This window comes from Corynebacterium sp. CCUG 65737 (assembly GCF_024454115.1).
GTDB classification, from domain to species: domain Bacteria; phylum Actinomycetota; class Actinomycetes; order Mycobacteriales; family Mycobacteriaceae; genus Corynebacterium; species Corynebacterium genitalium.
The window spans coordinates 1-21,435 of record NZ_JAGPZB010000011.1; the positions used below are offsets into that span (position 1 = coordinate 1).

Sequence of the window (21,435 nt, forward strand, 5' to 3'; positions counted from 1 at the left end):
CTCCTGCGGAGCGGATGGCGGAGCTGTTAGGTTTAGCTGAAAGCTAGGAAATGTTGCAACGACCCCTAGAATCCGCCTTGTGTCCCTCGAGGTAGGGCTCTTCGCGGGGGATCCAGAGGCGGTCGTCGCTAAGCTTTCGCACTCGACGTAGGACGGAGTTGAGACGGGCTTCGGTGAAGCCCTCGTTCTCGTTGAAAGGGACCTCCGGCGTCGCGTCGCGCGTGGACAGAGCGTAGGTGCCGGACTCGTCGGTGAAGAAGAAGTCAGCGATGTGGAAGCCAGCCGCTGACGGGAACGTGCGGCCGGCGGCGCTGCCCGAATAGTCCGGCAGTTTCGGCGCGTAACCCGGGTGGTGCGTGATGCTGTGGTGCCAGCCCGTCACGCCAGCGACGGTCGCCAGAACGATTGCTCGCTCGAGATCGCTGAGCGGCTGGATGTCGTGCTTGCTCTGATATGCCAGTGGTCCGGCCGGCACGTGGCCGCCGAGAGGGAAGCGGCGGGAGCGACGGCCGTTGATGGCGTCTAAAAGAGGGAACTGGGCTAAGCGGTCGAGGTTTTCGCGGTCTTTGTCGGTCAGTGTGATCAGGGGGATGTCAGCCATGAAAATAGACCTTTCAGTCTACGTCGGGTTCGGTTGAGTGAATTCCACACTATGTGCGCTGGTCTTTCATGGCCAGGGTTTAAATTCAGGTGCGGTCTTGGCGTGTAGACCGCTCGGTCCGCTATGCGATCGGCGGGAATGTAGCGCCCACGCGTAAAACCCTAGGAACTCCGCAGTGCGGAGTCCCTAGGGTCGTGGTGGCCGGCGTGGATGTGGTCGTTCGGATGGCTGGCTAATCCATCTGCAGGACGGTGCGGAGCTCAGCGAAGGGCTCGGGGCGGACGGTGTGGGTGACGGTTTTCCCGCGGCGGGTTTTGCGGAGGAGGCCGGCGTCGGTGAGCTTCTTCAAGTGGTGGGAGACCGTGGGTTGGCTCAGGCCGGATTGCTCTGCGAGCTCGGAGACGCTGATGGGGCCGCAGCCGTCTTCGGCGAGTTGGGAGAGCAGCCGCAGGCGGGCGGGGTCGGCGAGCACTTTGAACAGCTGGGCGTAGCGGTCGGCGTCTGCGAGAGTGAGCAACCCGGCGCTCAGGGAGCAGCAGGTGGATGCTGTCGGAGGGGTATTCGGAGCGGCCATGGTTCCCACTCTTTCATATTGACAGGGATCAATAACAGTTTTAGATTTCGTATTGATAGTCGTCGATACGAAAGGTGTCCTATGTCTGAGCCAGACGCGGCGCGGGAACCCGCCCGCATGTCATTCCTCGACCGCTTCCTGCCGGTCTGGATCCTTCTTGCGATGGCGCTGGGGCTGGCGCTGGGCAACTGGTTCCCGGGTTTGAGCGGTGCGTTGCAGTCCATGGAGGTCGGCGGAATCTCGCTGCCGATCGCGCTGGGCCTGCTGGTGATGATGTACCCGCCGTTGGCGAAGGTGCGTTATGACAAGACCAAGGAAATCGCCACGGACAAGCGGCTCATGGCGGTCTCCATCGTCCTCAACTGGATCGTCGGCCCGGCGGTCATGTTCGCCCTCGCGTGGATCTTCCTGCCCGATGAGCCCGAGCTGCGCACAGGTCTGATCATTGTGGGCTTGGCCCGGTGCATCGCCATGGTGCTCGTGTGGTCTGATCTCTCCTGCGCCGACCGCGAAGCCACCGCCGTGCTAGTGGCTATCAACTCGGTCTTCCAAGTGCTCATGTTCGGTGTGCTGGGGTGGTTCTATTTGCAGATCCTGCCTGGATGGCTGGGGTTGCCTACGGCGTCGGCAAGCTTCTCCTTCTGGGCGATCGTGACCTCCGTCTTAGTCTTTTTGGGTATACCGCTGCTCGCAGGCGTTGTCTCCCGGATCATCGGTGAGAAGGCCAAGGGCCGGGACTGGTACGAAGCGACATTCCTCCCAGCGATCTCCCCGCTCGCGCTTGTCGGTCTGCTGTACACCATCGTGTTGCTGTTCTCCCTGCAAGGAGACCAGATCATCGCCCGTCCTTGGACGGTGGCTCGAGTGGCAGTGCCGCTGCTGATCTACTTCGTTGGAATGTTCGCCGTCGCGCTCATTGTGGCCAAGGTTTCGGGGATGGGCTACGCGCAGTCGGCGTCGGTGGCGTTCACCGCCGCGGGCAACAACTTCGAGCTGGCCATCGCTGTGGCCATCGGCACCTTCGGCGCCGAATCCGCGCAGGCGCTCGCGGGTACGATCGGGCCGCTGATTGAAATCCCGGTCTTGGTGGGCCTCGTCTACGTCATGCGGGGCATCGGGCCCAAGCTGTTCCCGGGTGACCCGACCCTGCCTGAGCGGCAAGAGTCGCCCGCGCGTGCATCGGCAGCGAGTTCACCGGTATAGAAAGGATGCATGATGTCACCTACTCCCAAGATCCTGTTCGTCTGTGTCCGCAACGGCGGGAAATCCCAAATGGCTGCTGCTCTCGCGGAAAAGCACGCGGGGAAGCGGCTTGAAATCCACTCGGCCGGCACCGAACCCGGAACGTCGATCAACGCGGAATCTGCCGCCTCGCTGGAAGAGGTCGGCGCGGACATGTCCGACGGGCACCCGAAGGCGGTTGACCCGGAGATCCTCCGCACTGCAGACCGTGTTGTGGTCATCGGTGAGGAAGCGCAGCTGGACCTGCCCGATGATGCCCGCGGGACGATGGAGCGGTGGGTGACGGATGAGCCGTCGACACGCGGAATTGAGGGCATGGAGCGAATGCGGCTGGTCCGCGACGACATCGACGCGAAGGTGCGTGGGCTGATTGCTGGCGTGCTCGGCGAGTGACGGAGCTGCCCGTCAGCGGTCCGCTATAGGTGGATGACTTCCACCCCGGACCATTTCTCCGCCAGGTATTCCGCCGCAACGAGTCGGTGGCATGTGGACGGGTCCGCCTCCGAGCACAGCAGCGCCGCACAGTCGAACGTCGCCTTGGTGGGCATCTTGCGGTCGTCGAATTGCTTGCGGAGCTTCTCGGCGAACTCGTCGAAAGGCAGACCCTCCTTGCGGTAGGCGTGCATGAGCTCCTCACTCGGGGCGAGCTCCAAGACGTGCTCGTAGTCGATGCCCACAATGACATCGAGGAACCACGCGAGGTCGTCCTGTTTGGTGAAGCCAGCGAGCTGGTTCGTGTTGTGCCGGCGGATGTCCACCACCCGCTTCACGCCGTTGTCGCGCAACAAGTCGAAGAACTCCTCGGCGCTCTTTTTCGAATAACCGACAGTGAACAGCTTCATGTCCGACATGGCGCCCAGTGTAAGTTCAGCGGCGGGGTTGCGGAGCGGGTGCAAAACCGCAGGAACTCCGCAGTGCGGAGTCGGTGGGAGTGCGTTCTCGTCGTAATGGACTGCCTCGGCAGGGCAGTCGCGGTCGCCACAATGAGGTTGCGGTCCCGATACTCTGGACCCCATGACAGTTCAGGACATTGCCCGCATTGAATCCGAGGTCGCCGAGTACTGGAGCGACGTGCGCCATGTGGAGACAGCATCCTCGACGAATACAGAGCTGCTGGCGTCGGGGGAGCCGGGCCACGTGCTCATCGCGGACCGGCAGACGGGCGGCAAGGGTCGGCTCGGCCGGGTGTGGGAGGCGCCGGCGGGGGCGAGCCTGCTCATGTCGGTCGCGGTGGAACTGAAGCACGTCGAGGATGTCGGCCTCGCCGGCCTAGCTACCGGCCTGGCCGTGACGGATATCATACCGAACGCCCAGCTCAAGTGGCCCAACGATGTCCTGCTGAACGGCAAGAAGTTCTGCGGCATCCTCGGTGAGATTGATGTCAACGGCGACAACACCATGCTGGTCATGGGCCTTGGCCTCAACATCGCGTGGCGCGCGGAGGATCTGCCCACAGACTGGTCCACGGCCCTCAACCTCGAGGGCATCACTATTGAGTGGGATTCATTTGTCACCGACCTGCTCCGCGCGCTCGGCGAGCGCCTCACACAGTGGCAAGACCGCGACGCGGCGATCCTCGACGATTACAGGGCAGTCTCGGCCAGCATCGGCCAACGCGTTCGCTTGTCGACGGTGCAGGGCGACGTGGAGGGGGTCGTCGACGACGTCGATAAGCATGGCGAAGTTGTCGTGGATGGGATGAGTTACTCCACTGGCGACGTGACTCACCTGCGACCCGCCAACTAAACTCCCTGACGTGTCCAAGATCAAGCTCGGTAGGGGAGAAGTCGTCCTGGCGGACATGGCGCCGCCGATGACGACGCTGGTGTTCCCCTTCCTCGAGCTGATCGTCATCACCGCCCTGTCGTGGATGGCCATCGGATGGATGGACGTCAACGGGGTGGATGTAGCTTTCCGCAACGGCGCCGTGGCGGTGTGGGCGGTGCTCGCGCTGTGGCGGTTTGTGTTTCCGCTTGTGCGCTCGCGCCGGCAACGCTTCGTGGTGACTAACAAGCGTGTCCTCTACATCGGCCGCGGCCGGACCGAGTCGATCCCGCTGGCGCAGATCCGCGGTGCCCGGCGCTACCGCGGAGGAATGAGCATCGCTGTGTTCGGTTACGCGCAGCCGGTGTACTTCCCCGATGTGGGGCGCTCCAAGCGGGTGGAGGAGCTCATCCGCCGGCAGTTGCTCTAGCTGGAAGCTCTCCTTTTCCTTGGGTCGTCCCTCAAGATTCCGGGGATCGGGTCGTTGGAAGAGTAGTGCTCGAGCACGGCCGGATCAAGACAATTGAGAAGTTCAAAGATTTCCTTTCGCAATCTACCGCAGTCAATGTCAATTAGGGACTCTTGGTGGCCGATCCGGTTCCTAAGCAAGTTGATCCGGTGCATCAAGAAACTTGCTCGATCGGGATCAATCGGTCTGGGGCCCGCAGAAAGCGCCGGCTCAGTAATGGCCTCGTAGACCCTTGTGAGATCGTTGTATCGAGTCTCATCCGGAAAGAACTTGACTTCCCCGTCCGGCTGCGTTTCGGGGGAGCGGTAGAAGAAGTTTTCCTTCCACTGAGTCAGGGTCACCTGAGCAATCAGGTCATCCCGCGTAATTGGCTCCCCCATGCGGGGATGTTGCCCTCCAATTAGGCCTTCACCACTATCGCGTAGCTCCTTGGCTTTCGCTGCCTTGCCTTTAGCTGAGTTAGCAATGGACGCGCTCACTTTGGAAAGCGGCTCACGAACATTGTCCTTCGGCTCCTTGATCCACTGCTTATTGCTAGGGGGAGTGACTGAATCGCTCCAAGCATCAATTGCATCGCAAAGCTTGTTCCTTAAAACGACCTCGAAAAGCGAAATCAAACTCCACATCGCGGCAGATAGTCTCGAATCCCACTTGTACAAACTCAAAGCCCGATCAGCGTTGTTTCCCGTCTGAGCCAAATACTTCGCAGTGCGCTCTTCACTAAGCGCGCTCAGAACTAGCTTGCCGTGCTCACTGCCGTGCATCCGATTTCCCCCTTCGAACCGATGCGTCTCTTGATTTTCCTCGACTACCGATCTATTATCTTATGTTGAGAGAGCACAGGGGCCGTATTGGCCCTTTGGATAGCTCCAGCCGAAGGGGTCACGTCCGAATACCGGTCCTAGAACCGAAGCATCGGAAGGGATCCCTTCACTTATTTCCGCTCCCACCGGCAGCTGCTCTAGTTTTTCACCTCAGTGTCGTGGATCTGCTGGTCCAGATCCTCAGGCGAGAGGTTGCCCGCCGCGAAGTCGGCCGTCAGCGGCAGGTGGAGTTCGATGTCCGTGGCGGGGCAGAGCTCAATCACGGCCTCATGAACGGTGTAGTCCAGCACGTGGCCGCCGGTGGTACGGTCCTCATCGATGAAGTGCACGTGGCAGCCCGGCACACCAATGCCCTTCGCGTAGCCGGGGGTGCGGAAGCCGCCGATGATGCCGCAGACGTTTTCAAACTTGATTTCTTTGTCGTCGGCAACGGCGTCCTGCATCGGCGGGTAGGGTTTCTCCTGCTTGGTCACCGTGCGGGTGGTCACGGTGTCGAAGCTGCCGGTAATGCGCACAGCGTGCAGGTAATTCCCGGACGGCTGCAGCTCGTCGATGAATGCGGATAGCTCGCTGCGGCGCATCCCCTTCGGTGCGTCGGCGACGATCTTCGGCACGAAGTTGGTCACTTGCCCGAACGGGCTCTTCTGATCCAGGTCGGCGATGGTGGCGGAGCCGTCGCCGCGCAGCTGGTAGCACGTGCCGTCCAGGATGATCATCTCCCCGTCGAGGGCGTCGAAGGTGCCCAGGCCGAAGTTGCCGCGAGACAGCATGTCGCCGATGGTGAGTTCACCGTCATAGATGCCGTCGAGAAGCGCGGACATGAGGGAGTTTTGGAAAATCGTGTGGCGGCCAATCGTGGTCATAGGCCCGATGGTAGCCATGCGAGGCGGTTGGGGGCGAGGGGTGCCGGACTGCGCCATGGAACTGCGTAGGACCCATCCCGAACTGAGTCACCCCTGTCACATAGATGGCATTGTGTCCCGCGCGCCTAGTTGTGGCTGCTGTGGCGCATGGGACTGAGTTCGGGATGCGTCCTACGCCGCCCTGGGTGGCATACCGAAAGCAGGTCCAGCGCTCGTCGGGCGGGCAGGCTCACTAGAGTGGACAAGCGTGAGTGACACAGCGAACAGAGACCCCCAGGGAATGCCCATTCTCGCCGTGATCGGCGATGGCCAGCTTGCCCGGATGATGCACACCGAAGCCATTGAGCTGGGCCTGAAACCCCGGGTGCTCGCCAGCTCCGCCGACGCGTCCGCCGCGCAGGTTTTCGGCGACGTGGTCATCGGCGATTACACAGTGCTTGACGACGTCAAAAGAGTCTGCTCCGGCGCCGCCGCCGCTACCTTTGACCACGAGCATGTTCCTAATGAATTCTTGAATGAGCTCATTGCCTCCGGGGTGAGCGTGCAGCCGCAACCCCAGGCACTCATTTACGCCCAAGACAAGCTGGAACAGCGCCGCAAGATGGCAGAGATCGGGGCGCCAGTCCCGGAGTTCGCCGCCATTGAGAGCGTCGAGGATGCGGAGACCTTCTTCGACTCGGTCGAAGGCGCGATGTGCCTCAAGGCCACCCGCGGTGGGTACGACGGCCACGGTGTGTGGTTCCCGAAGTCGCGGGAGGGGGCGGGTGAGCTCGTCGATAAGCTTTTGGCAGACGGCACCCCGCTGTACGCGGAGCGCAAGATCGACTTTGACCGCGAACTCTCCGCCATGGTCGCGCGCACCCCGTCCGGCGAGATCCGGGCGTGGCCGGTCGTGGAATCCCGCCAACGCGACGGCATTTGTGTGGAAGCGATCGCTCCTGCGCCGAACATGGCGCCGGAGATGGCCACCTACTGCCAAGAGCTAGCGATGAACGTGGCCGAAGAGCTCGGCGTGACCGGCGTGCTGGCCGTGGAGCTGTTCGCCGACGGTGACGAGGTGATCGTCAACGAGCTGGCCATGCGCCCGCACAACACTGGCCACTGGACACAGAATGGCTGTGTGACCAGCCAGTTCGAGCAGCACGTGCGCGCAGTGCTGGACTGGCCACTCGGTTCGGTGGAGATGACCGCGCCGTTCACCGTCATGGTGAACACTCTCGGCGGGGAGACCGAGCCAACCCAGCCGATGGAGGAGCGCGTTGCAGAAGTCATGCGCCGCTACCCGGAGGCGAAAGTGCACCTCTACGGCAAGGGCTACCGCCCGGGGCGCAAGATGGGGCACGTCAACGTCGCGGGCCACGACCTGGATACTGTGCTGGAGACGGCGAAGGCGGCCGCGGAGATCATCGTGAAGGGAACAGGAGCGTAGATGGAACCGCAAGTAGGCATCATCATGGGGTCCGACTCTGACTGGGACACTGTCGCCCCGGCGGCGGAGGTCCTCGCGGAGTTTGAAATCCCGTTCGAGGTGGGTGTCGTCTCCGCCCACCGCACCCCAGAGCGCATGCTCGCCTACGCCAAGGATGCGCACACCCGTGGCCTGCAGGTCATCATTGCCTGCGCGGGCGGGGCAGCGCACCTGCCGGGCATGGTGGCGGCCGCGACGCCGCTGCCGGTCATCGGCATCCCGCGCGCTCTGGCGGACCTGGACGGTCTCGACTCGCTGCTGTCTATCGTGCAGATGCCCGGTGGTGTGCCCGTGGCGACTGTCTCCATCGGTGGGGCGAAGAACGCCGGCCTGCTCGCTGCGCGCATCCTTGGTGCAACCGACCCGGCGGTGCAGCGCAAAATGGTCGACTACCAGGAGAACATGGCCAAGGACGTCGAGCGCAAAGACCAGGCCCTGCGCGAGCGTCTCCTCGGCGGTGAGTAACACCTCGGGCCGCGACCCGTTAGTCGTACTTGGCGCCCGCATTATCGACGGCCGCCCCTCCCGCATGCTCGAAGCTCGCCTCCGCACAGCTACCGAGTACGTCGCGTCACACGGCCGGCGGCCCGTCGTCGTATCCGGTCATGGGGAGGCTGCCGTCATGGCTGCGTGGCTGGCCGACAACGGTGTCGATGCCCGCGACATCATCGAAGAGCCTTTCGCCACCTCCACCAATGAGAACCTGGAACAGTCGTGGGCTCTGTTCCCGGACGCGCGGCGGCTGATCGTGGTCACCAACGGGTTCCACGTCGCCCGGGTACGCGTGTGGGCGGCGCACCTCGAGGTGCCCGTGACAGTGGTGGCTGCGCCGACGCCGGGAAAGTCCCGGTTGAAGAACTACGCCCGCGAGATTGTGGCCACGCCGCACTCGGCGGCGCGGGTGGTGTGGCGCAAGTACGTGCGGCGCCGCTACGGGCGCTAGCCGGTTTCGGTTAGCTGAGCGTCTCCGTGACCTTTTCCGCCTCCATGATCTGCTCCACGCGCTCGGCGGACGCCACGCCTGCAATGACCACGACGGACCCGCCGGCAGCCAGCGGGCACATGATCCGGCGCTCGAATTCCGGGCCCGTGGTCCAGCCGGGGACCAGGTAGCGCTCGGGGCCGTCCACTGGGAGAACCCAGCTGTTCAGATCGTACGGGTTGTCATAGAACTGGTCGCCGTAGAACCGCACCGTCGGGCCGAAGTCGACCAGCCCCGGTGGGAGAGTGCCGCCGGATTCGACCACGCCCCGGCCGAATGGGTCGTTGGAGACCACGACGACATCCGGTACGCCGTCCCAATCCTTCGCCCGCTCAACGGTGGTGAACACGAGTCGCGGACCCGCAGAGGACTGGTGCTTCTCATGGTTGACGTCCACGTACGGGCTCAGCCCTGCGTTGTATATGCCTACCGGGATGACTGCCGCCTGCCACGACACTGGCAGGTCCACGATGATGGTCGGGGATTCCCCGAAGGGATCGTGGGGGTCGAGGTCGAATTCGTCGATAAGCATGTTGGCAATCTTGTTGGCCCAGTTGTCCAACGTCATCGCCGAGAACTCCATGCGGGTGCCTGCGACCTCGTCGTAGACGGTCAGCCTGGGGCTGGCGGGGTCGGCGGAGAGGAGGGGTGTGAGCAAGCTCATGCGCCCCATAGTAAGGATTTTCTCGGCGGGGAGTGGCCGCGGTCACGGTTGGGGCGCGTAACCCCGGGGAGCTGGAATACTGCTCGGGGTTTTCCGGAATACTGCTCAGATGAACTCGCTGGTCACAAGGTTGCAAAAAATTGCATAAGGCCGAGCAGTATTCCAGCCGGCAGACACGGTTAGTTCACGCAGCGGGGGCCGGTGCCGCCGGCGTTGAACTCTGGGGCGACCTCGGCGGCTCCGAAGTCCTCACCGGGCGTACCCACGGTCTCTTCCTGGGAGACCTCGGTGGGAGCGGCGGCGGCAGAGTCGGAGGTCGGGCCGGTGTAATCGTCGTGGATGACCACGACGACAGAGCCTGCCTCCACAGTCTCATGTGCCACGATGGGCAGGCCACCGAGTGCTTCTGCCAGCTTGACCGCTGCCGGATCACTCGGGTTAGCGGCGAGGATCTGGGACTCGAAGTACAGGCCGGGGCTCGCGTTGCTGACGCTTTCGACCGTCATGCCCTGTTCCGACAGGTAGGCACCCACGCCGCTGGCCTGGCCGGTGATCTCCCCGGCGTTGAGGACCGTCGCTGTGTAGTTCTGCACGGTATCCGGCAGGGCAGCAGCGGCGCCTCCGGAAGCGTCCTTATCTGACTCTGCAGCACCGGCACCTGCACCGTCTGCACCTGGCTCTGTGACACCCTCCTCGCGCGCCAGCTCATCCATGAAGTTGTGCACCTGGCCGGTATCGACGGTGACGATGGACTCGCCGTAGTCACCCACACCGTTGACGGAGGTGACAGGGATGGTCACGAAATGCACGTTGCCGGCAGCCAGGTCGGACATCTGGGTGGCCATGGACATGATGTTCCAGCCAGTGTCCACGGTCACGGAGCGCTCCACAGCGGTGGACAGTTCGCGCAGTTTCGCCGGATTGGACAGTGTGCCGGCGGAGATCGCCTTATTCACCAGGGAAGCCATGAACACCTGCTGGCGCACAATGCGGTCCAAGTCGCCGCGCGGCAGGTCGTGGCGCTGGCGCACGAACGCCAGGGCCTGGGTGCCGTTGAGGGTGGAGCGGCCAGCGGGGAACCTCGCACCGGATAGCGGCTCGTCCACGGCGGCGTTCAGGCAGACGTCGACACCGCCGACAGCGTCCGTGAGCAGCACGAAACCGAGCAGGCCCACCTCGGCGTAGTGGTCGACTTCGACACCGGTCAGGTCCGCCACGGCGTTGATCAGTCCCTGCTGGCCAGCGCGCGCGACCTGTTCCTCCATGGGTTTGCCTTCGTCCATGCCGTCTGCGGTGAGCTCCTCGCGCTTGTCCAGCGCGTGAAGGCCGTAGACACCGTTGATCTTCGTGTTGCCGAAGGTGTCGTCGTGGACGTACGTGTCGCGGGGGATGGATACGGCGGTGGCGCGGGAGCCGTCATTGGGCACGCGCACGACCATGATGGTGTCGGTGTTGAGCTCGCCCTCGGCCTCACCGGCGTTGAGGCGGGCGAGTTCCTCGTCAGAGAGGGGGTTGCCCTGAGCGTCCGTGCGCGAGTCTGATCCGACCAGGAGAATGTCCACGGCACCGTCGGCACCGTCGAGGTCGTTGTTGCCCAGGTCCAGTTCGGAGGCGGACAGGCTGTTGCCCAGGCGGCCGATGGAGTAGTAGCCCATTCCGGCGATAACGAGCAGCACAACAGACAACGTGGCCAGCAGGCCCTTGACGGCCGGGTGCCCTGCTTGGGAGATGTCCCGTGCACGCGACGGAGCCGCCTGAATGTCGCGCACAGGCCTCAAGTGCTCACTCACGAATCGTCTCGCCCCTTGTCTCGAATTAGCTCAGAAGTATACGGTACGGGCCCGCCAAAACTCTTCCCGCGCGCGGTAAGCTGCCCCACTGTGACCAACCCCGAAACTCCGCTGGCAGTGATCACCGTGACCTACTCGCCGGGCAGGCATTTGCCGGCGCTAGTGGAATCGCTTGCCGAGGCAACCGTGTTTCCCACCCGCCTCATCTGCGCGGACAACGGTTCCGCCGACGGGGTGCCGCAGGATGTCGCCTGCGCCAACGACAGCGTGGATTTCCTGCCCACAGGCGGCAACATCGGGTACGGCCCCGCGATCAATTTCGCAGCGCGCTCGCTTGTCGACGTCAAAAACGCCGGCCACATCAACCCCACCTACTTCCTCATCGTCAACCCCGACGTGGAGTTCCTGCCCGGTTCCATCGATGCGCTTATCGAGTGCGCACGGACGCACCCGGAAGCCGGGGCAGTAGGACCGAGGATTCTAGAGGCGGACGGGTCGGCGTATCCGTCGGCACGCGAAGTGCCCACGCTGGTCACCGGGATTGGCCATGCTGTGCTGTACCCGTTCTGGCCGGGCAATCCGTTCAGCCGCGCCTACAAGGCTGGGGAAGGTATGGACACGCTGCGCCGCGCTGGATGGCTGTCCGGGTCATGCCTGCTGGTCCGCTGGGATGCGTTTGAGGCGCTCGGTGGCTTCGACGAGCGCTACTTCATGTACTTCGAAGACATTGACTTTGGCGAGCGTTTGACCCGCGCCGGGTGGACGAACCTGTTCTGCCCCGATGCCCTCATCACTCACGACCAGGGCCACGCCGCGAAGAAGTACTCCGCGGTGACCACGCCGGCGCACCACGACTCCGCCTACCGGTTCCAGGCTGACCGCCATCCGCACTGGTGGGAGGCTCCGCTCCGGCTGGTGCTGTGGTCAGGGCTGAAGGCGCGCGCCCTGCTCGCCCGTGCTGTGGGGTAGCTGGGAGCTTGCTCCTATGAAGTTGCAACCGATCCGTGACAGGTTAATGCGCGGTTTTCTTGATCGATCGGGTTAGGTTGAACGCATGGTTTCTACGATTGATCCTGCGCAGACGGACGCCGTTGTTCTTGTCGGCGGCCAAGGCACGCGCCTTCGCCCGCTCACAGTCTCCACGCCGAAGCCGATGCTTCCTACTGCTGGCTACCCGTTCCTGGCGCACCTTCTTGCGCGGATCCAGGCCGCTGGCATCAAGCACGTGGTCATGGGTACCTCATATAAGGCAGAGGTGTTTGAGAAGCACTTCGGTGACGGCTCCGACCTCGGCCTAGAGATCGAATACGTTGTGGAGGAGGAAGCCTTGGGCACCGGCGGCGCGATCCGCAACGTCGAGTCCCGGCTGCGGTATGACACCGCGATGATCTTCAACGGCGATGTGCTCTCCGGCGCTGACTTGGGCCAGATCCTGACTACCCACGCCGAGCGCGAGGCGGATGTCACCCTTCACCTCGTGCGCGTGCCGGACCCGAGCCAGTTCGGTTCCGTGCCCACTGATGCCGACGGCCGCGTCCAGGCCTTCCTGGAGAAGACTGAGGCACCGCCGACCGACCAGATCAACGCCGGCTGCTACGTCTTCCAGCGCGACGTGATCCAGTCCATCCCGCAGGGCCGCGCAGTGTCCGTCGAGCGCGAGACCTTCCCCGGCCTGCTGAAGTCCGGCGCCCGCGTCTACGGCCACGTGGACACAACGTACTGGCGCGACATGGGTCGCCCGTCCGACTTTGTCCAGGGCTCGTCCGACCTTGTGCGCGGCATTGCTCCCTCGCCTCTCCTTGAGGGGCGCACGGGCGAATCGCTTGTCGACGATTCCGCCGGCGTTGCCGGTGGCGCCATCCTCGTCGGCGGAACCTTCGTCGGCCGCGGCTCTACCATCGGCGCGGGCTGCCGTCTAGACGACTGCGTGATTTTCGACGGAGTGACCGTCGAGCCAGGCGCCATGATTCGCGATTCCATCATCGCCTCCGGCGCGCGCATCGGTGCGAACGCGCGCATCCAGGACTGCGTGATCGGCGATGGCGTGCAGATCGGCGCACGGTGTGAACTGCAGGGAGGCATGCGCATCTGGCCGGGCGTGAATATTCCGGACTTGGGTGTGCGCTTCTCCCCGGACGCGTAGCGACACCCCAAATTAGTAGCGGAATAGTGGCTAACCCCTATTTCACCTACTACATGTAGTACCCCCGGAGTTTACCCCCGGAAAAAGCCCTGTGTTACTGGTGTGACTGGTGTGGTGCCTTACGCGGAAAATGAACCGCTTTCTCTGAGGAAACCCTCTTATTCGGCTGAGAAGAGTCAATCTCAGTTGACGCTATTTGGCACCCGCCGTTTTAATCGCATTAGTGTAATTCCACACGGAAAGCACGGAACCCACGAACTTCCAGTCGGCGACTCCAGACGGTGTCTCCAACGGTGCGATCGAAACTACTCAGAAAGGGGATGGCGTGGAAGACATGGTTGACAACGCCATTCTTCGCGGTGCGGCCGCGGGCGGAATGACCCTCGACGAACTGTTCGGCACCGTCGAGCAGGAATGGCAAGACCAGGCGCTGTGCGCCCAGACAGACCCGGAAGCGTTCTTCCCCGAGAAGGGCGGCTCCACCCGCGAGGCTAAGCGCATCTGCCAGGCCTGCGCGGTGCGCGACGAGTGCCTCGAGTACGCGCTCGAGCACGATGAGCGCTTCGGTATCTGGGGCGGACTCTCCGACCGTGAGCGTCGCCGCCTCCGCCGCCAGATCGGCTAGCTACCACTGAAAGTCCGGGTCAATATCCCGCGGATCCAGGTTGAGGTAGTTGGCCACCAAGGCGGTCAAAACAGTAGTCAACAGCTCGGCACGTTCCCGGGCTGTTTTTGCTCTGCGCTCAATGGGTGCGCGGAACACCACGAAACGCGCGCGGGTCGGATTGCCGTAGCGGTCCACGCCAGCTTGCAGGACGCGGCCGAGGGGGACCGGGCCGTCCGCGAAGATCTCATCCGGCAGAACTGCCGAAGCGCTCGCGTGCGCAGCATCCCGGCGCATCCGCATGCGCGGGATTGTGTCTACAGCCAGGTCCACGCCGGACAGCTGCGTAGAGTACGCGTTCTGCAACGGCGCGTAGGCCTCTAAGACGAGCTGGTCGAACGCCATTGAACGGGTCCGGTACCGGGGTACCGCCACCGGCAGCATAGGCCCGCGAACGCCGCGGCCATGCCGGTCCCGGCGCGGTGGCAGCCACGACGGGTCAGGCGGCGGGCCGGCTTGTGCGTCGTTGCGCTCGCCGCGCGGATCGCGCTCGCGGTCAGGGCCTGTCACGGTGGAGGACATGCCTTCAATCTAAGCCAGCCGGTCACGGGGGAGGATGGGGGCACGCCGCGTGGCGAGGGGCAAAAATCTGTCAGGCGCGCTTACACTAGTGAGCCGTGAGTACCTTTCGTCGTTGCTGCCGCCCGGGGTGCGGCCGGCCTGCCATCGCCACGCTGGTGTACGCGTACTCCGAGAAGACGGCCATTGTCAGTCCGTTGTCACCCAGCCCGGACCCGCACGCGTGGGATTTATGCCAGCGACACTCGGAGCACATCACAGCGCCGGTGGGGTGGGACATGGTGCGCATCGACAACATTGAGCTGTCTGATGAAGAAGAGCTCACCGCGCTGGCCCAAGCTGTGTCTGAGGCAGGGCGTGTGACCACTGGCCTGGTGGATACTACCCGTGACCCGATCGAGTTCGACGGCCGCGACTTCACCAACCCGCAGACCTCCAACCACCCCGTCTACCGCACCAAGCGCATCGGGGAGCACCTCGAGGAACACAGGGCTGCCCGCCGTGCGCACTTGAGCATTGTGCCGGATCCGGAGGCGGAGGCTGCCGCCGAAGAGGGGAATTAGCGGCAGGCGTTGACCGCAGCCCCGACGCGGTGGACTATGTAACTACGTAACTACAAGGAGGGTGCGGTGACGACGATTTCTTCGCGCGATTTCAACCATGATGTTGGCGCCGCTAAGCGCGCCGCTCTCGACGGTCCTGTTGTCATCACCGAGCGGGGAAAACCTTCGCATGTCCTGCTCTCGATAGAGGCATACCGGAAACTGCAGGGGGATGGATCGAGCTTTGTAAGAAAGCTACGCATGAGCGATCCAGTCGACGCTGAGTTTGAAAGGGTAGATCTAGAGTTCAGGGTTCCGGAATTCTGATGTATCTCCTCGACACAAACGTTCTCAGTGAGTTTCAACGGTCCCGCCCCAATGAAGGGGTGCTGAGTTGGGTAGAGTCTGTGGACCCTTTCAAACTCAACATTTCTGTTCTAACCGTGCTCGAGATCGAAGTGGGTATCTTGCGGCTATCGCGTCGAGATGAGGTCCAGGCCATGCGACTGCGTAACTGGCTGGATGAAGCCGTGTTGGATGGATTCGAGGGCCGTACACTACCGATTACGCTGGAGATCTCCCGTCGAGCAGCGCAAACACACGTGCCTAATCCAAAGCCAGCGATAGATGCCTTGCTGGGTGCCACCGCCTCAGTGCACGGGCTCACGGTGGTGACGCGCAATGTCAAGGACTTTGCAGAGCTCGGTGTGCCTGTATTCAATCCCTGGCGCGCACCCGAGCGCTGACACCGGTCTAGGATCGTAAGGCATGAGCGAACCACTTAAGCGCAGCCGCGAGGCTGTCACGCAAGCAGTGAAGGCCTACGACATCCGCGGTCTGGTCGAGCCCGCCGATAAGGCCACTGTTGACCGCGACTTCGTCTTCGATGCCGGCGCCGCCTTCGCGTCCATCCTGCGCGAAGAAGGGGAGAAGACCGTCGCCGTCGGCCACGACATGCGCCCGTCCTCTCCGGAGCTCGCCGCCGCGTTCGCTGACGGCGTGACCAGCCAGGGCCTCGACGTCGTCGCGCTCGGACTGACCTCCACAGACCAGCTCTACTTCGCAGCCGGCACGCTCGGCTGCGCAGGCGCAATGTTCACCGCCTCGCACAACCCCGCCCAGTACAACGGCATCAAACTCTGCCGCGCGGGCGCGACACCGGTCAGCCAGGAGAGCGGTTTGGCGGAGATCACTCAGATGCTTATAAACGGCGCTCCCGCCTTCGACGGGCCCACCGGCACCGTCAAGGAAGACGACATCCTCGACGACTACGCCTCCTTCCTGCGCGAACTGGTGCCGCTTCCCGAAGATCGGAAGCTCGTCATCGCGGTCGACGCCGCCAACGGCATGGCCGGACACACCGTGCCCGCGGTGCTTGGGGACCAAGATGTTCGCCCCCTCTACTTCGAACTGGACGGCACCTTCCCCAACCATGAGGCCAACCCCTTGGAGCCGGAGAATTTGCGGGATCTGCAGGGGTTCGTCGTCAAGCAGGGCGCAGATATCGGCCTTGCCTTTGATGGTGACGCTGACCGCTGCTTTGTCGTCGATGAAAAGGGCGACCCGGTGAGCCCGTCTGCGATCACCGCACTGGTGGCAGAGCGCACGCTGGAGGACAATCCCGGCGCGACGATCATCTACAACGCGATCACCTCGCAGGCCGTGCCCGAGCTGATCGACGCGAAGGGCGGCCAGGGTGTGCGCACGCGTGTGGGCCACTCCTACATCAAGGCGCAGATGGCGGAGAAGGGCGCGCTGTTCGGCGGCGAGCACTCGGCGCACTACTACTTCGCCGACTTCTTCAACGCGGACTCGGGCATGGTGGCCGCCCTGCACGTGCTGGCGGCCCTGGCGGAGCACGACAAGCCGTTGAGCGAGCTGATGGCGCAGTACAACCGCTACGCCGCTTCCGGCGAGATCAACTCCGAGGTCGCCGACCAGCAGGCCAAAATGGACGCCGTCGTCGACGCGTTCGCCGACCGGACGGAATCGGTGGACACCCTCGACGGTGTGACCGTCTCTTTGGCGGGGTCGAAGACGTGGTTCAACGTCCGCGCGTCCAACACCGAACCGCTGCTGCGGTTGAACGTCGAAGCCGAAACGCAGGCTGAGGTCGACGCTGTGGTCGACGAAGTGCTGGGAATCATCCGGTCATGACCGACCCCTCCAACCGCTACTTCGAGGGCGCAGCGCACTACGACCGGGAAACCGTGCGGTTCTTCGACGTCGCCCATGAAGGTGCGCAGCTGCGCGCCGTGGCCGAGGCTGCGGGGCGGTTGGAGCACCTTGCCGGGGTGAACCCGCGCAGTGTGGTGGTGCTGGCCACCGACCAGATCGCGGCTGTAGCGGCGCGGTGTGCTCTCGCTCTGGCGGGGCAGGATAGTGAGGCTGGGGCCGGTGCTGGCCTGCGCTGGCCTGTTGTGGTGGCTGACGAGTTGCCGGGCTATGTTGGCCCGCTCGATGTCGTCGTGGTCGTCGGCGACGCGCCCGATGCACAGGCCGTGACCCGCGCCATGGCCACCGCGGCAGGCCGTGGTGCTGAGACCGTTTTGGCCGGGCCGCAGACGGGGCCCGTTGTCGAGGACGCGCCTGATTCCACCGTGGTCCTCCCCGCCCCGCCGACCACGCTCGGGGCGTCGCCGCTGCGCACCATCGCGGCTGTAACAGCTGTGCTGCAGACGCTGGAGGGGGCATTGCCGCATGAGGTGGCTGAACTCTCCGCAGCAGCCGACGACGTCGATGAGGAACTGCGCCAGCTCTCACCCGAACGCGACGCGACGACCAACCTGGCCCGCCAGCTGCGCGAGTTCGTGGCGGGCAAGCGGATCATGCACACCGGCTACACGCGTACCGGGGCAGTGGTGGCCGAGGTGGCTGCGGTGTTGTGGTCGGTGAAGGGGTTGGCGGGAGGATTCGTCGATAAGCATGAGCTTGCTGGCGCGCTGGAGGAGACCTCGAGCCCTGCGGACGACATCTTCCACGACCCCTACCTAGACGGCCCGGTGGTGTCCGTGGGCACGATCGTGTGGGGCGAGGACGATGCGCGGCTGGCCTGTGGGCGAGCAGAGAGGTCGGCTGCTGCTGGCTCGTTTGCGCAGGCACTGTGCTTGATTGTGCGCGCCCACGCCGCTGCGGCGCTCTCAGACGATTCCTAGCTGGACCGCCCGTGAACGGGCCGTGCGCGCTCTATCATTGAGCTGACAAGATAGTAGGGGAGCGACCGTGAAACTGATCACTCCAGCCCTGCAGACTTACCCCTGGGGCTCCAAAACAATGCTGGCCCAGCTGCGCGGCGAGCCGGCGCCAACGGCGCAACCCGAAGCAGAACTGTGGTTCGGTGCCCACCGCACAGCGCCGTCGCTCGTTGACGGCACCGGTCTTGACTCCCTCATCTCCACCGATCCGACATCCGCCCTGGGGGCTGCGGTGGAGTCCCGCTTCGGCGCCCAGCTGCCATTCCTTCTGAAGATCCTCGCGGCAGAAGCGCCCCTGTCCGTCCAAGCGCACCCGGACAGCGCGCAGGCGCAGGCTGGTTTCGACGCGGAGAACGCCGCCGGTATCCCGCTGAGCAGCGCCAAGCGGAATTACAAGGATCCCAACCACAAGCCTGAGCTCCTTGTCGCGCTGACCCCGTTCCGCGCGTTGGCTGGTCTGCGCCCCGTCGCTGACACCCTCGCGTTGATCGAGCACCTCGACTGCGCCCCGCTGAACCGCTACGCGCCCTTCCTCCACTCGGACAACGAGGAAGAGGGGCTGCGCGCCCTGTTCACCACGTGGATTTCGCTGCCGCGCGCAAAACGCCTCGAGCTTATCGACGCTATATACGCCTCCGCCCAATCCCCCTCACCTGAAGCGGAAGCGTGGATGGTTGAGGCGATGGCCTGCTTCATCGAGCTCAACGACCGCTATCCCGGTGACGTCGGCGTGCTGGCCTCCCTGCTGCTCAACTACATTGAGCTCGCCCCCGGTGAGGCCCTCTTTCTCGGCGCTGGGCGGCTCCACGCCTACATCAGCGGCATGGCCGTCGAGATCATGGCCAGCTCCGACAACGTCCTGCGTGGCGGGTTGACCTCCAAGCACGTCGACGTCCCTGAGCTCGTGCGGATTTGCGACTTCACCACCCAAGCCGACCCGCGCATCGCCACCAGCACCTCAACCGCCCCCTACGGTGAGGCCACCGAGTATCCCGTCCCGATTGAGGATTTCGTGCTCACCCGGCACCGGCTCTACCCCAGCGCAGGAGCGTTGCAGGTGGGCGACGGCGGTGCCGGCTCTGATGCCGGTGCGGGTCCGGGTGCAGGTTCCGGTGCGGGTCCCGGCATTCTTCTGTGCACAAAGGGTGCTGTCACGTGCGGTTCTGGCGAGGCCATTGACCTCAAAGCTGGCTCAGCCGCATGGATCCCGGCCGATGACGGGCCTTTCTCTGTTCGCGCTGCCGGCCACGAGGTGGCTGAGGTCTTCTACGCGCGAGTGGCTCTCTGAGATACCGACTGTGAGACGCCACCCGACGGGGTCGCCGGGCTGGAAGGGGTGAGCATCTGCGCAAAAGTTGACATCCGCCAGATACTGGTAGAGCGATAGAAATTCACTACCTGCGTGTTTGAAACCATAAAGAATCACGCATGTAAAGTTTTGCGCACGCTTTGCGCGCAACGCCGCTGGAAGCGGGTTAGAGGGGTGGCAGCTGCGAGGGATCGCACTTTAAGGCCAGGCTGATCCGAGCGCTAGGCCCCGAGCTACTCCTGTACTTGGCTCTCGCTGCCTGCGCGCTCTTCGCGAGTTGCAGCGGAGAAGGGGTCTTCGGAGCGCTGCTCGCTGACCTGGCCGCTCTGTGGTGCAGCGTTTCCGCTCTGGACCGTGGGGTTACCGCCCTGCGGAGAAGCGTTTCCGCTCTGGACCGTGGGGTTACCGCCCTGAGGTGCAGCATTACCGCCCTGGGGTGTGGCGTTGCCACTCTGAGGCGCAGGGTTGTCGCCTTGCGGTGTTGCGTTGCCGCCCTGCGGTGTGGCGTTGTCGTCGGCAGGCGAAGCGGGCTGGTCCGCAGGCTGCGGAGTTTGGTCGTTGGTGGAGTCCGGACGCGGTGCGGGCTCGTAGTTCTCGTTCGGAACAGTCGCCGGTGCGGTGCCGGGGTCCTGCGGGCGCTCCGGACGGGTGGTCTCGCCGTTGCCGCGGGTGGTTGGGCGTGACTCGGGCTGGGAATCAGAGTTAGAACGGGACTGGTTGGCCTGGCCGGATCGCGGGGTCTGGCTCGGGGTGCGGGAACCGTTCTTTCCGTTCGTGCTCTCATCGGCGTTGCCGTTGTTTCGCGGGCTCGGGGCGGCGTTGGTGGGGCGGTAGTAGCTGGTTTCACTACCGTCCTCGCGCGCGCCGTCGAGCCGAGCGTTGGGCGGGGCGAGCGGGTCGGCTGCGTAGTTAGAATCTGCGCGATCTTCCGTGGCTGCACGTGAACCACTCTCGGAGGCTTGGAGGTCCTCGGTCATGGATATGGGGTCGGTGCTTGCTGCGGCTTCTTCATCGCCAGTTTTGGCGACGGGTTGGCCGGCGATCTCAGTGTCGTCGGAACGCATGTTCATGCTGGGGCTGGGGATCTTCCACACTGCGAGCCCGAGGAGCAGCGCCAAGGCAAGACCGGATGCCATGTAGACGGCGAAACGGCGTTTGGTCAGCTCCATGACATCCTCCTTCGCTCATTGTGTCGCGCAATGTCCCCGCGTTGTTGCTGATCAATAACAACTCGGTAACAAGTTACCATGGAAATGTAGGCTAGGCTAGACCCAATTTCCCGCGCGTTGCCTGGTTCTTGTAGACAGGCAGCCTGCCAAGCGCTAGTAGTAGATTCTGAAAAGCGCTGTATAGGGGCGAACTTGAGCAGATGTGAAGGGTAAGGAGCAAGGCATGAGCACGTGGGATACCGCGATCTTCAATAAGGATGTCAACGTCGACTTCCTCGACGAACTGGCCTCCCTTGATGCCGACGAGCGAATGGAGGCAGTGCGTGATGCTTGCCTGCTCGCCGTCGACCGCGACAACGCGTCTGAGGATGAGCTCCTCAACGGCCAGGCTGCAGCCACGGTCGCCGCGATTTGGGCGGGCGCGCCGTTCTCCGCAGGGGACATCGCGGATTCCTACCCGTTTTTGCGTACGACGTCCGCGGAGCTCGATGAAAAGCTTGTCGACGCTGCAGTTGCCATCCTCGAAGACCTCGCCGCGAGCGACACTGAGTACGACGTGGACCAGTTCATCGAAGCCCTCTCCTAAGGGGCTGGGGAATGACCCCGTATTCTCGTGCTGAGTCACTGAGACGCTGAGACGCTGAGACGCGAGAC

The 21,435-nt window shown here is 63.7% G+C and carries 25 protein-coding genes and 1 pseudogene; 17 read left to right on the forward strand and 9 right to left on the reverse strand.

The features are described 5' to 3' along the window. Positions 1-204 precede the first annotated feature (204 nt). Together KBX17_RS08825 and KBX17_RS08830 are read right to left on the reverse strand one after the other, a co-directional pair. Positions 205-601: pseudogene (locus tag KBX17_RS08825) on the reverse strand (hypothetical protein); the annotation flags it as partial. A gap of 232 nt (positions 602-833) precedes the next feature. Continuing rightward, a complete protein-coding gene (locus KBX17_RS08830; RefSeq protein WP_256019459.1) occupies positions 834-1,175 on the reverse strand; it encodes a helix-turn-helix transcriptional regulator in 342 nt (113 codons plus the stop codon). Between the two features lie 81 nt (positions 1,176-1,256). Here KBX17_RS08830 and arsB point away from each other — a divergent pair, with 81 nt between their 5' ends. Further along, positions 1,257-2,378 carry an ACR3 family arsenite efflux transporter gene (arsB, locus tag KBX17_RS08835; protein ID WP_256019460.1) on the forward strand — a complete coding sequence of 374 codons (1,122 nt, stop codon included), beginning with the start codon at positions 1,257-1,259 and terminating at the stop codon, positions 2,376-2,378. 12 nt (positions 2,379-2,390) lie between these two features. Further along, entirely contained in the window at positions 2,391-2,810 is a 420-nt protein-coding gene (locus KBX17_RS08840) for a low molecular weight phosphatase family protein (RefSeq protein WP_256019462.1), read from the forward strand. Positions 2,811-2,833: 23 nt separating this feature from the next. Here KBX17_RS08840 and KBX17_RS08845 read toward each other — a convergent pair whose 3' ends face one another. Further along, complete coding sequence (locus tag KBX17_RS08845) at positions 2,834-3,268, reverse strand: DUF488 family protein (protein WP_005286164.1); 435 nt, start codon at positions 3,266-3,268, stop codon at positions 2,834-2,836. 163 nt (positions 3,269-3,431) lie between these two features. On the opposite strand from KBX17_RS08845, the gene KBX17_RS08850 reads away from it, so the two are divergent. Both KBX17_RS08850 and KBX17_RS08855 read left to right on the forward strand, forming a co-directional pair. Beyond that, complete coding sequence (locus tag KBX17_RS08850; RefSeq protein WP_256019463.1) at positions 3,432-4,163, forward strand: biotin--[acetyl-CoA-carboxylase] ligase; 732 nt, start codon at positions 3,432-3,434, stop codon at positions 4,161-4,163. A gap of 10 nt (positions 4,164-4,173) precedes the next feature. Next, positions 4,174-4,611: a hypothetical protein gene (locus KBX17_RS08855; protein WP_256019465.1), complete on the forward strand. Its 438-nt coding sequence runs from the start codon at positions 4,174-4,176 to the stop codon at positions 4,609-4,611. Here KBX17_RS08855 and KBX17_RS08860 read toward each other — a convergent pair. Then, positions 4,608-5,414 (reverse strand): hypothetical protein, encoded by an 807-nt coding sequence (locus KBX17_RS08860; RefSeq protein ID WP_005286156.1) that lies wholly within the window; start codon positions 5,412-5,414, stop codon positions 4,608-4,610. The genes KBX17_RS08855 and KBX17_RS08860 overlap by 4 nt on opposite strands. 197 nt (positions 5,415-5,611) lie before the next feature. Beyond that, positions 5,612-6,337 carry an acetolactate decarboxylase gene (budA, locus tag KBX17_RS08865; RefSeq protein ID WP_256019466.1) on the reverse strand — a complete coding sequence of 242 codons (726 nt, stop codon included), beginning with the start codon at positions 6,335-6,337 and terminating at the stop codon, positions 5,612-5,614. A gap of 247 nt (positions 6,338-6,584) precedes the next feature. Between budA and KBX17_RS08870 the strand changes: the two genes are divergently transcribed. The 3 genes from KBX17_RS08870 to KBX17_RS08880 are packed head-to-tail and all read left to right on the forward strand — an operon-like array spanning position 6,585 to position 8,748. Continuing rightward, positions 6,585-7,766 carry a 5-(carboxyamino)imidazole ribonucleotide synthase gene (locus KBX17_RS08870; protein WP_256019468.1) on the forward strand — a complete coding sequence of 394 codons (1,182 nt, stop codon included), beginning with the start codon at positions 6,585-6,587 and terminating at the stop codon, positions 7,764-7,766. Then, positions 7,767-8,270, forward strand: a complete 504-nt coding sequence (gene purE, locus KBX17_RS08875) for a 5-(carboxyamino)imidazole ribonucleotide mutase (RefSeq protein WP_255994546.1) — start codon at positions 7,767-7,769, stop codon at positions 8,268-8,270. It begins immediately after the preceding gene. Continuing rightward, positions 8,263-8,748 carry a YdcF family protein gene (locus tag KBX17_RS08880; protein ID WP_005286144.1) on the forward strand — a complete coding sequence of 162 codons (486 nt, stop codon included), beginning with the start codon at positions 8,263-8,265 and terminating at the stop codon, positions 8,746-8,748. The genes purE and KBX17_RS08880 overlap by 8 nt, the downstream gene beginning before the upstream one ends. 10 nt (positions 8,749-8,758) lie before the next feature. On the opposite strand, the gene KBX17_RS08885 is transcribed toward KBX17_RS08880, so the two are convergent. Next, the gene (locus tag KBX17_RS08885) at positions 8,759-9,451 is read right to left on the reverse strand and encodes a TIGR03089 family protein (protein WP_255994548.1); all 693 of its coding nucleotides are present in this window, start codon (positions 9,449-9,451) and stop codon (positions 8,759-8,761) included. Between the two features lie 179 nt (positions 9,452-9,630). Beyond that, positions 9,631-11,241, reverse strand: coding sequence for an LCP family protein (locus tag KBX17_RS08890; protein ID WP_256019469.1), 1,611 nt, complete (start codon positions 11,239-11,241; stop codon positions 9,631-9,633). A gap of 90 nt (positions 11,242-11,331) precedes the next feature. Here KBX17_RS08890 and KBX17_RS08895 point away from each other — a divergent pair, with 90 nt between their 5' ends. The 3 genes from KBX17_RS08895 to KBX17_RS08905 all read left to right on the forward strand — a co-directional run bounded on the left by KBX17_RS08895 (position 11,332) and on the right by KBX17_RS08905 (position 14,009). Continuing rightward, entirely contained in the window at positions 11,332-12,210 is an 879-nt protein-coding gene (locus tag KBX17_RS08895) for a glycosyltransferase family 2 protein (RefSeq protein ID WP_256004406.1), read from the forward strand. Between the two features lie 85 nt (positions 12,211-12,295). After that, positions 12,296-13,384, forward strand: a complete 1,089-nt coding sequence (locus tag KBX17_RS08900; protein WP_005286134.1) for a sugar phosphate nucleotidyltransferase — start codon at positions 12,296-12,298, stop codon at positions 13,382-13,384. 334 nt (positions 13,385-13,718) lie between these two features. Then, the gene (locus KBX17_RS08905) at positions 13,719-14,009 is read left to right on the forward strand and encodes a WhiB family transcriptional regulator (protein ID WP_370687010.1); all 291 of its coding nucleotides are present in this window, start codon (positions 13,719-13,721) and stop codon (positions 14,007-14,009) included. On the opposite strand, the gene KBX17_RS08910 is transcribed toward KBX17_RS08905, so the two are convergent. Continuing rightward, on the reverse strand, positions 14,010-14,432 hold the full coding sequence (locus tag KBX17_RS08910) for a metallopeptidase family protein (protein WP_083770338.1): 423 nt from the start codon (positions 14,430-14,432) through the stop codon (positions 14,010-14,012). It lies immediately after the preceding gene. 233 nt (positions 14,433-14,665) lie between these two features. Between KBX17_RS08910 and KBX17_RS08915 the strand changes: the two genes are divergently transcribed. The 6 genes from KBX17_RS08915 (at position 14,666) to manA (ending at position 19,591) form a co-directional block, all read left to right on the forward strand. Then, positions 14,666-15,130, forward strand: a complete 465-nt coding sequence (locus tag KBX17_RS08915; RefSeq protein ID WP_083770202.1) for a DUF3499 domain-containing protein — start codon at positions 14,666-14,668, stop codon at positions 15,128-15,130. 66 nt (positions 15,131-15,196) lie between these two features. Beyond that, complete coding sequence (locus tag KBX17_RS08920; protein WP_005286123.1) at positions 15,197-15,436, forward strand: type II toxin-antitoxin system Phd/YefM family antitoxin; 240 nt, start codon at positions 15,197-15,199, stop codon at positions 15,434-15,436. Continuing rightward, on the forward strand, positions 15,436-15,855 hold the full coding sequence (locus KBX17_RS08925; protein WP_256019471.1) for a type II toxin-antitoxin system VapC family toxin: 420 nt from the start codon (positions 15,436-15,438) through the stop codon (positions 15,853-15,855). The genes KBX17_RS08920 and KBX17_RS08925 overlap by 1 nt, the downstream gene beginning before the upstream one ends. Positions 15,856-15,877: 22 nt before the next feature. Next, positions 15,878-17,266 carry a phosphomannomutase/phosphoglucomutase gene (locus KBX17_RS08930; RefSeq protein WP_256019473.1) on the forward strand — a complete coding sequence of 463 codons (1,389 nt, stop codon included), beginning with the start codon at positions 15,878-15,880 and terminating at the stop codon, positions 17,264-17,266. After that, positions 17,263-18,264: a hypothetical protein gene (locus tag KBX17_RS08935; protein ID WP_005286114.1), complete on the forward strand. Its 1,002-nt coding sequence runs from the start codon at positions 17,263-17,265 to the stop codon at positions 18,262-18,264. The genes KBX17_RS08930 and KBX17_RS08935 overlap by 4 nt, the downstream gene beginning before the upstream one ends. Positions 18,265-18,331: 67 nt before the next feature. Next, entirely contained in the window at positions 18,332-19,591 is a 1,260-nt protein-coding gene (gene manA / locus KBX17_RS08940; RefSeq protein WP_256019474.1) for a mannose-6-phosphate isomerase, class I, read from the forward strand. Between the two features lie 254 nt (positions 19,592-19,845). Here the strand turns inward: manA and KBX17_RS08945 are convergent, their stop codons facing one another. Continuing rightward, positions 19,846-20,781, reverse strand: a complete 936-nt coding sequence (locus tag KBX17_RS08945; protein WP_256019476.1) for a hypothetical protein — start codon at positions 20,779-20,781, stop codon at positions 19,846-19,848. Between the two features lie 223 nt (positions 20,782-21,004). Here KBX17_RS08945 and KBX17_RS08950 point away from each other — a divergent pair, with 223 nt between their 5' ends. Continuing rightward, positions 21,005-21,367, forward strand: a complete 363-nt coding sequence (locus KBX17_RS08950) for a DUF4259 domain-containing protein (RefSeq protein WP_040423400.1) — start codon at positions 21,005-21,007, stop codon at positions 21,365-21,367. The last annotated feature ends 68 nt before the right edge of the window (positions 21,368-21,435 follow it).

Excerpts from the sequence above, each read along its gene's own strand:
- KBX17_RS08925 (WP_256019471.1), top strand. The coding sequence starts at position 15,436 with ATGTATCTCCTCGACACAAACGTTCTCAGTGAGTTTCAACGGTCCCGC.
- KBX17_RS08950 (WP_040423400.1), top strand. The coding sequence starts at position 21,005 with ATGAGCACGTGGGATACCGCGATCTTCAATAAGGATGTCAACGTCGAC.
- KBX17_RS08885 (WP_255994548.1), bottom strand. The coding sequence starts at position 9,451 with ATGAGCTTGCTCACACCCCTCCTCTCCGCCGACCCCGCCAGCCCCAGG.
- KBX17_RS08900 (WP_005286134.1), top strand. The coding sequence starts at position 12,296 with ATGGTTTCTACGATTGATCCTGCGCAGACGGACGCCGTTGTTCTTGTC.
- KBX17_RS08910 (WP_083770338.1), bottom strand. The coding sequence starts at position 14,432 with ATGCTGCCGGTGGCGGTACCCCGGTACCGGACCCGTTCAATGGCGTTC.
- KBX17_RS08850 (WP_256019463.1), top strand. The coding sequence starts at position 3,432 with ATGACAGTTCAGGACATTGCCCGCATTGAATCCGAGGTCGCCGAGTAC.
- KBX17_RS08860 (WP_005286156.1), bottom strand. The coding sequence starts at position 5,414 with ATGCACGGCAGTGAGCACGGCAAGCTAGTTCTGAGCGCGCTTAGTGAA.
- KBX17_RS08840 (WP_256019462.1), top strand. The coding sequence starts at position 2,391 with ATGTCACCTACTCCCAAGATCCTGTTCGTCTGTGTCCGCAACGGCGGG.
- KBX17_RS08930 (WP_256019473.1), top strand. The coding sequence starts at position 15,878 with ATGAGCGAACCACTTAAGCGCAGCCGCGAGGCTGTCACGCAAGCAGTG.
- KBX17_RS08905 (WP_370687010.1), top strand. The coding sequence starts at position 13,719 with ATGGTTGACAACGCCATTCTTCGCGGTGCGGCCGCGGGCGGAATGACC.
- purE (WP_255994546.1), top strand. The coding sequence starts at position 7,767 with ATGGAACCGCAAGTAGGCATCATCATGGGGTCCGACTCTGACTGGGAC.
- arsB (WP_256019460.1), top strand. The coding sequence starts at position 1,257 with ATGTCTGAGCCAGACGCGGCGCGGGAACCCGCCCGCATGTCATTCCTC.
- KBX17_RS08845 (WP_005286164.1), bottom strand. The coding sequence starts at position 3,268 with ATGTCGGACATGAAGCTGTTCACTGTCGGTTATTCGAAAAAGAGCGCC.
- KBX17_RS08935 (WP_005286114.1), top strand. The coding sequence starts at position 17,263 with ATGACCGACCCCTCCAACCGCTACTTCGAGGGCGCAGCGCACTACGAC.
- budA (WP_256019466.1), bottom strand. The coding sequence starts at position 6,337 with ATGACCACGATTGGCCGCCACACGATTTTCCAAAACTCCCTCATGTCC.
- KBX17_RS08830 (WP_256019459.1), bottom strand. The coding sequence starts at position 1,175 with ATGGCCGCTCCGAATACCCCTCCGACAGCATCCACCTGCTGCTCCCTG.
- KBX17_RS08945 (WP_256019476.1), bottom strand. The coding sequence starts at position 20,781 with ATGGAGCTGACCAAACGCCGTTTCGCCGTCTACATGGCATCCGGTCTT.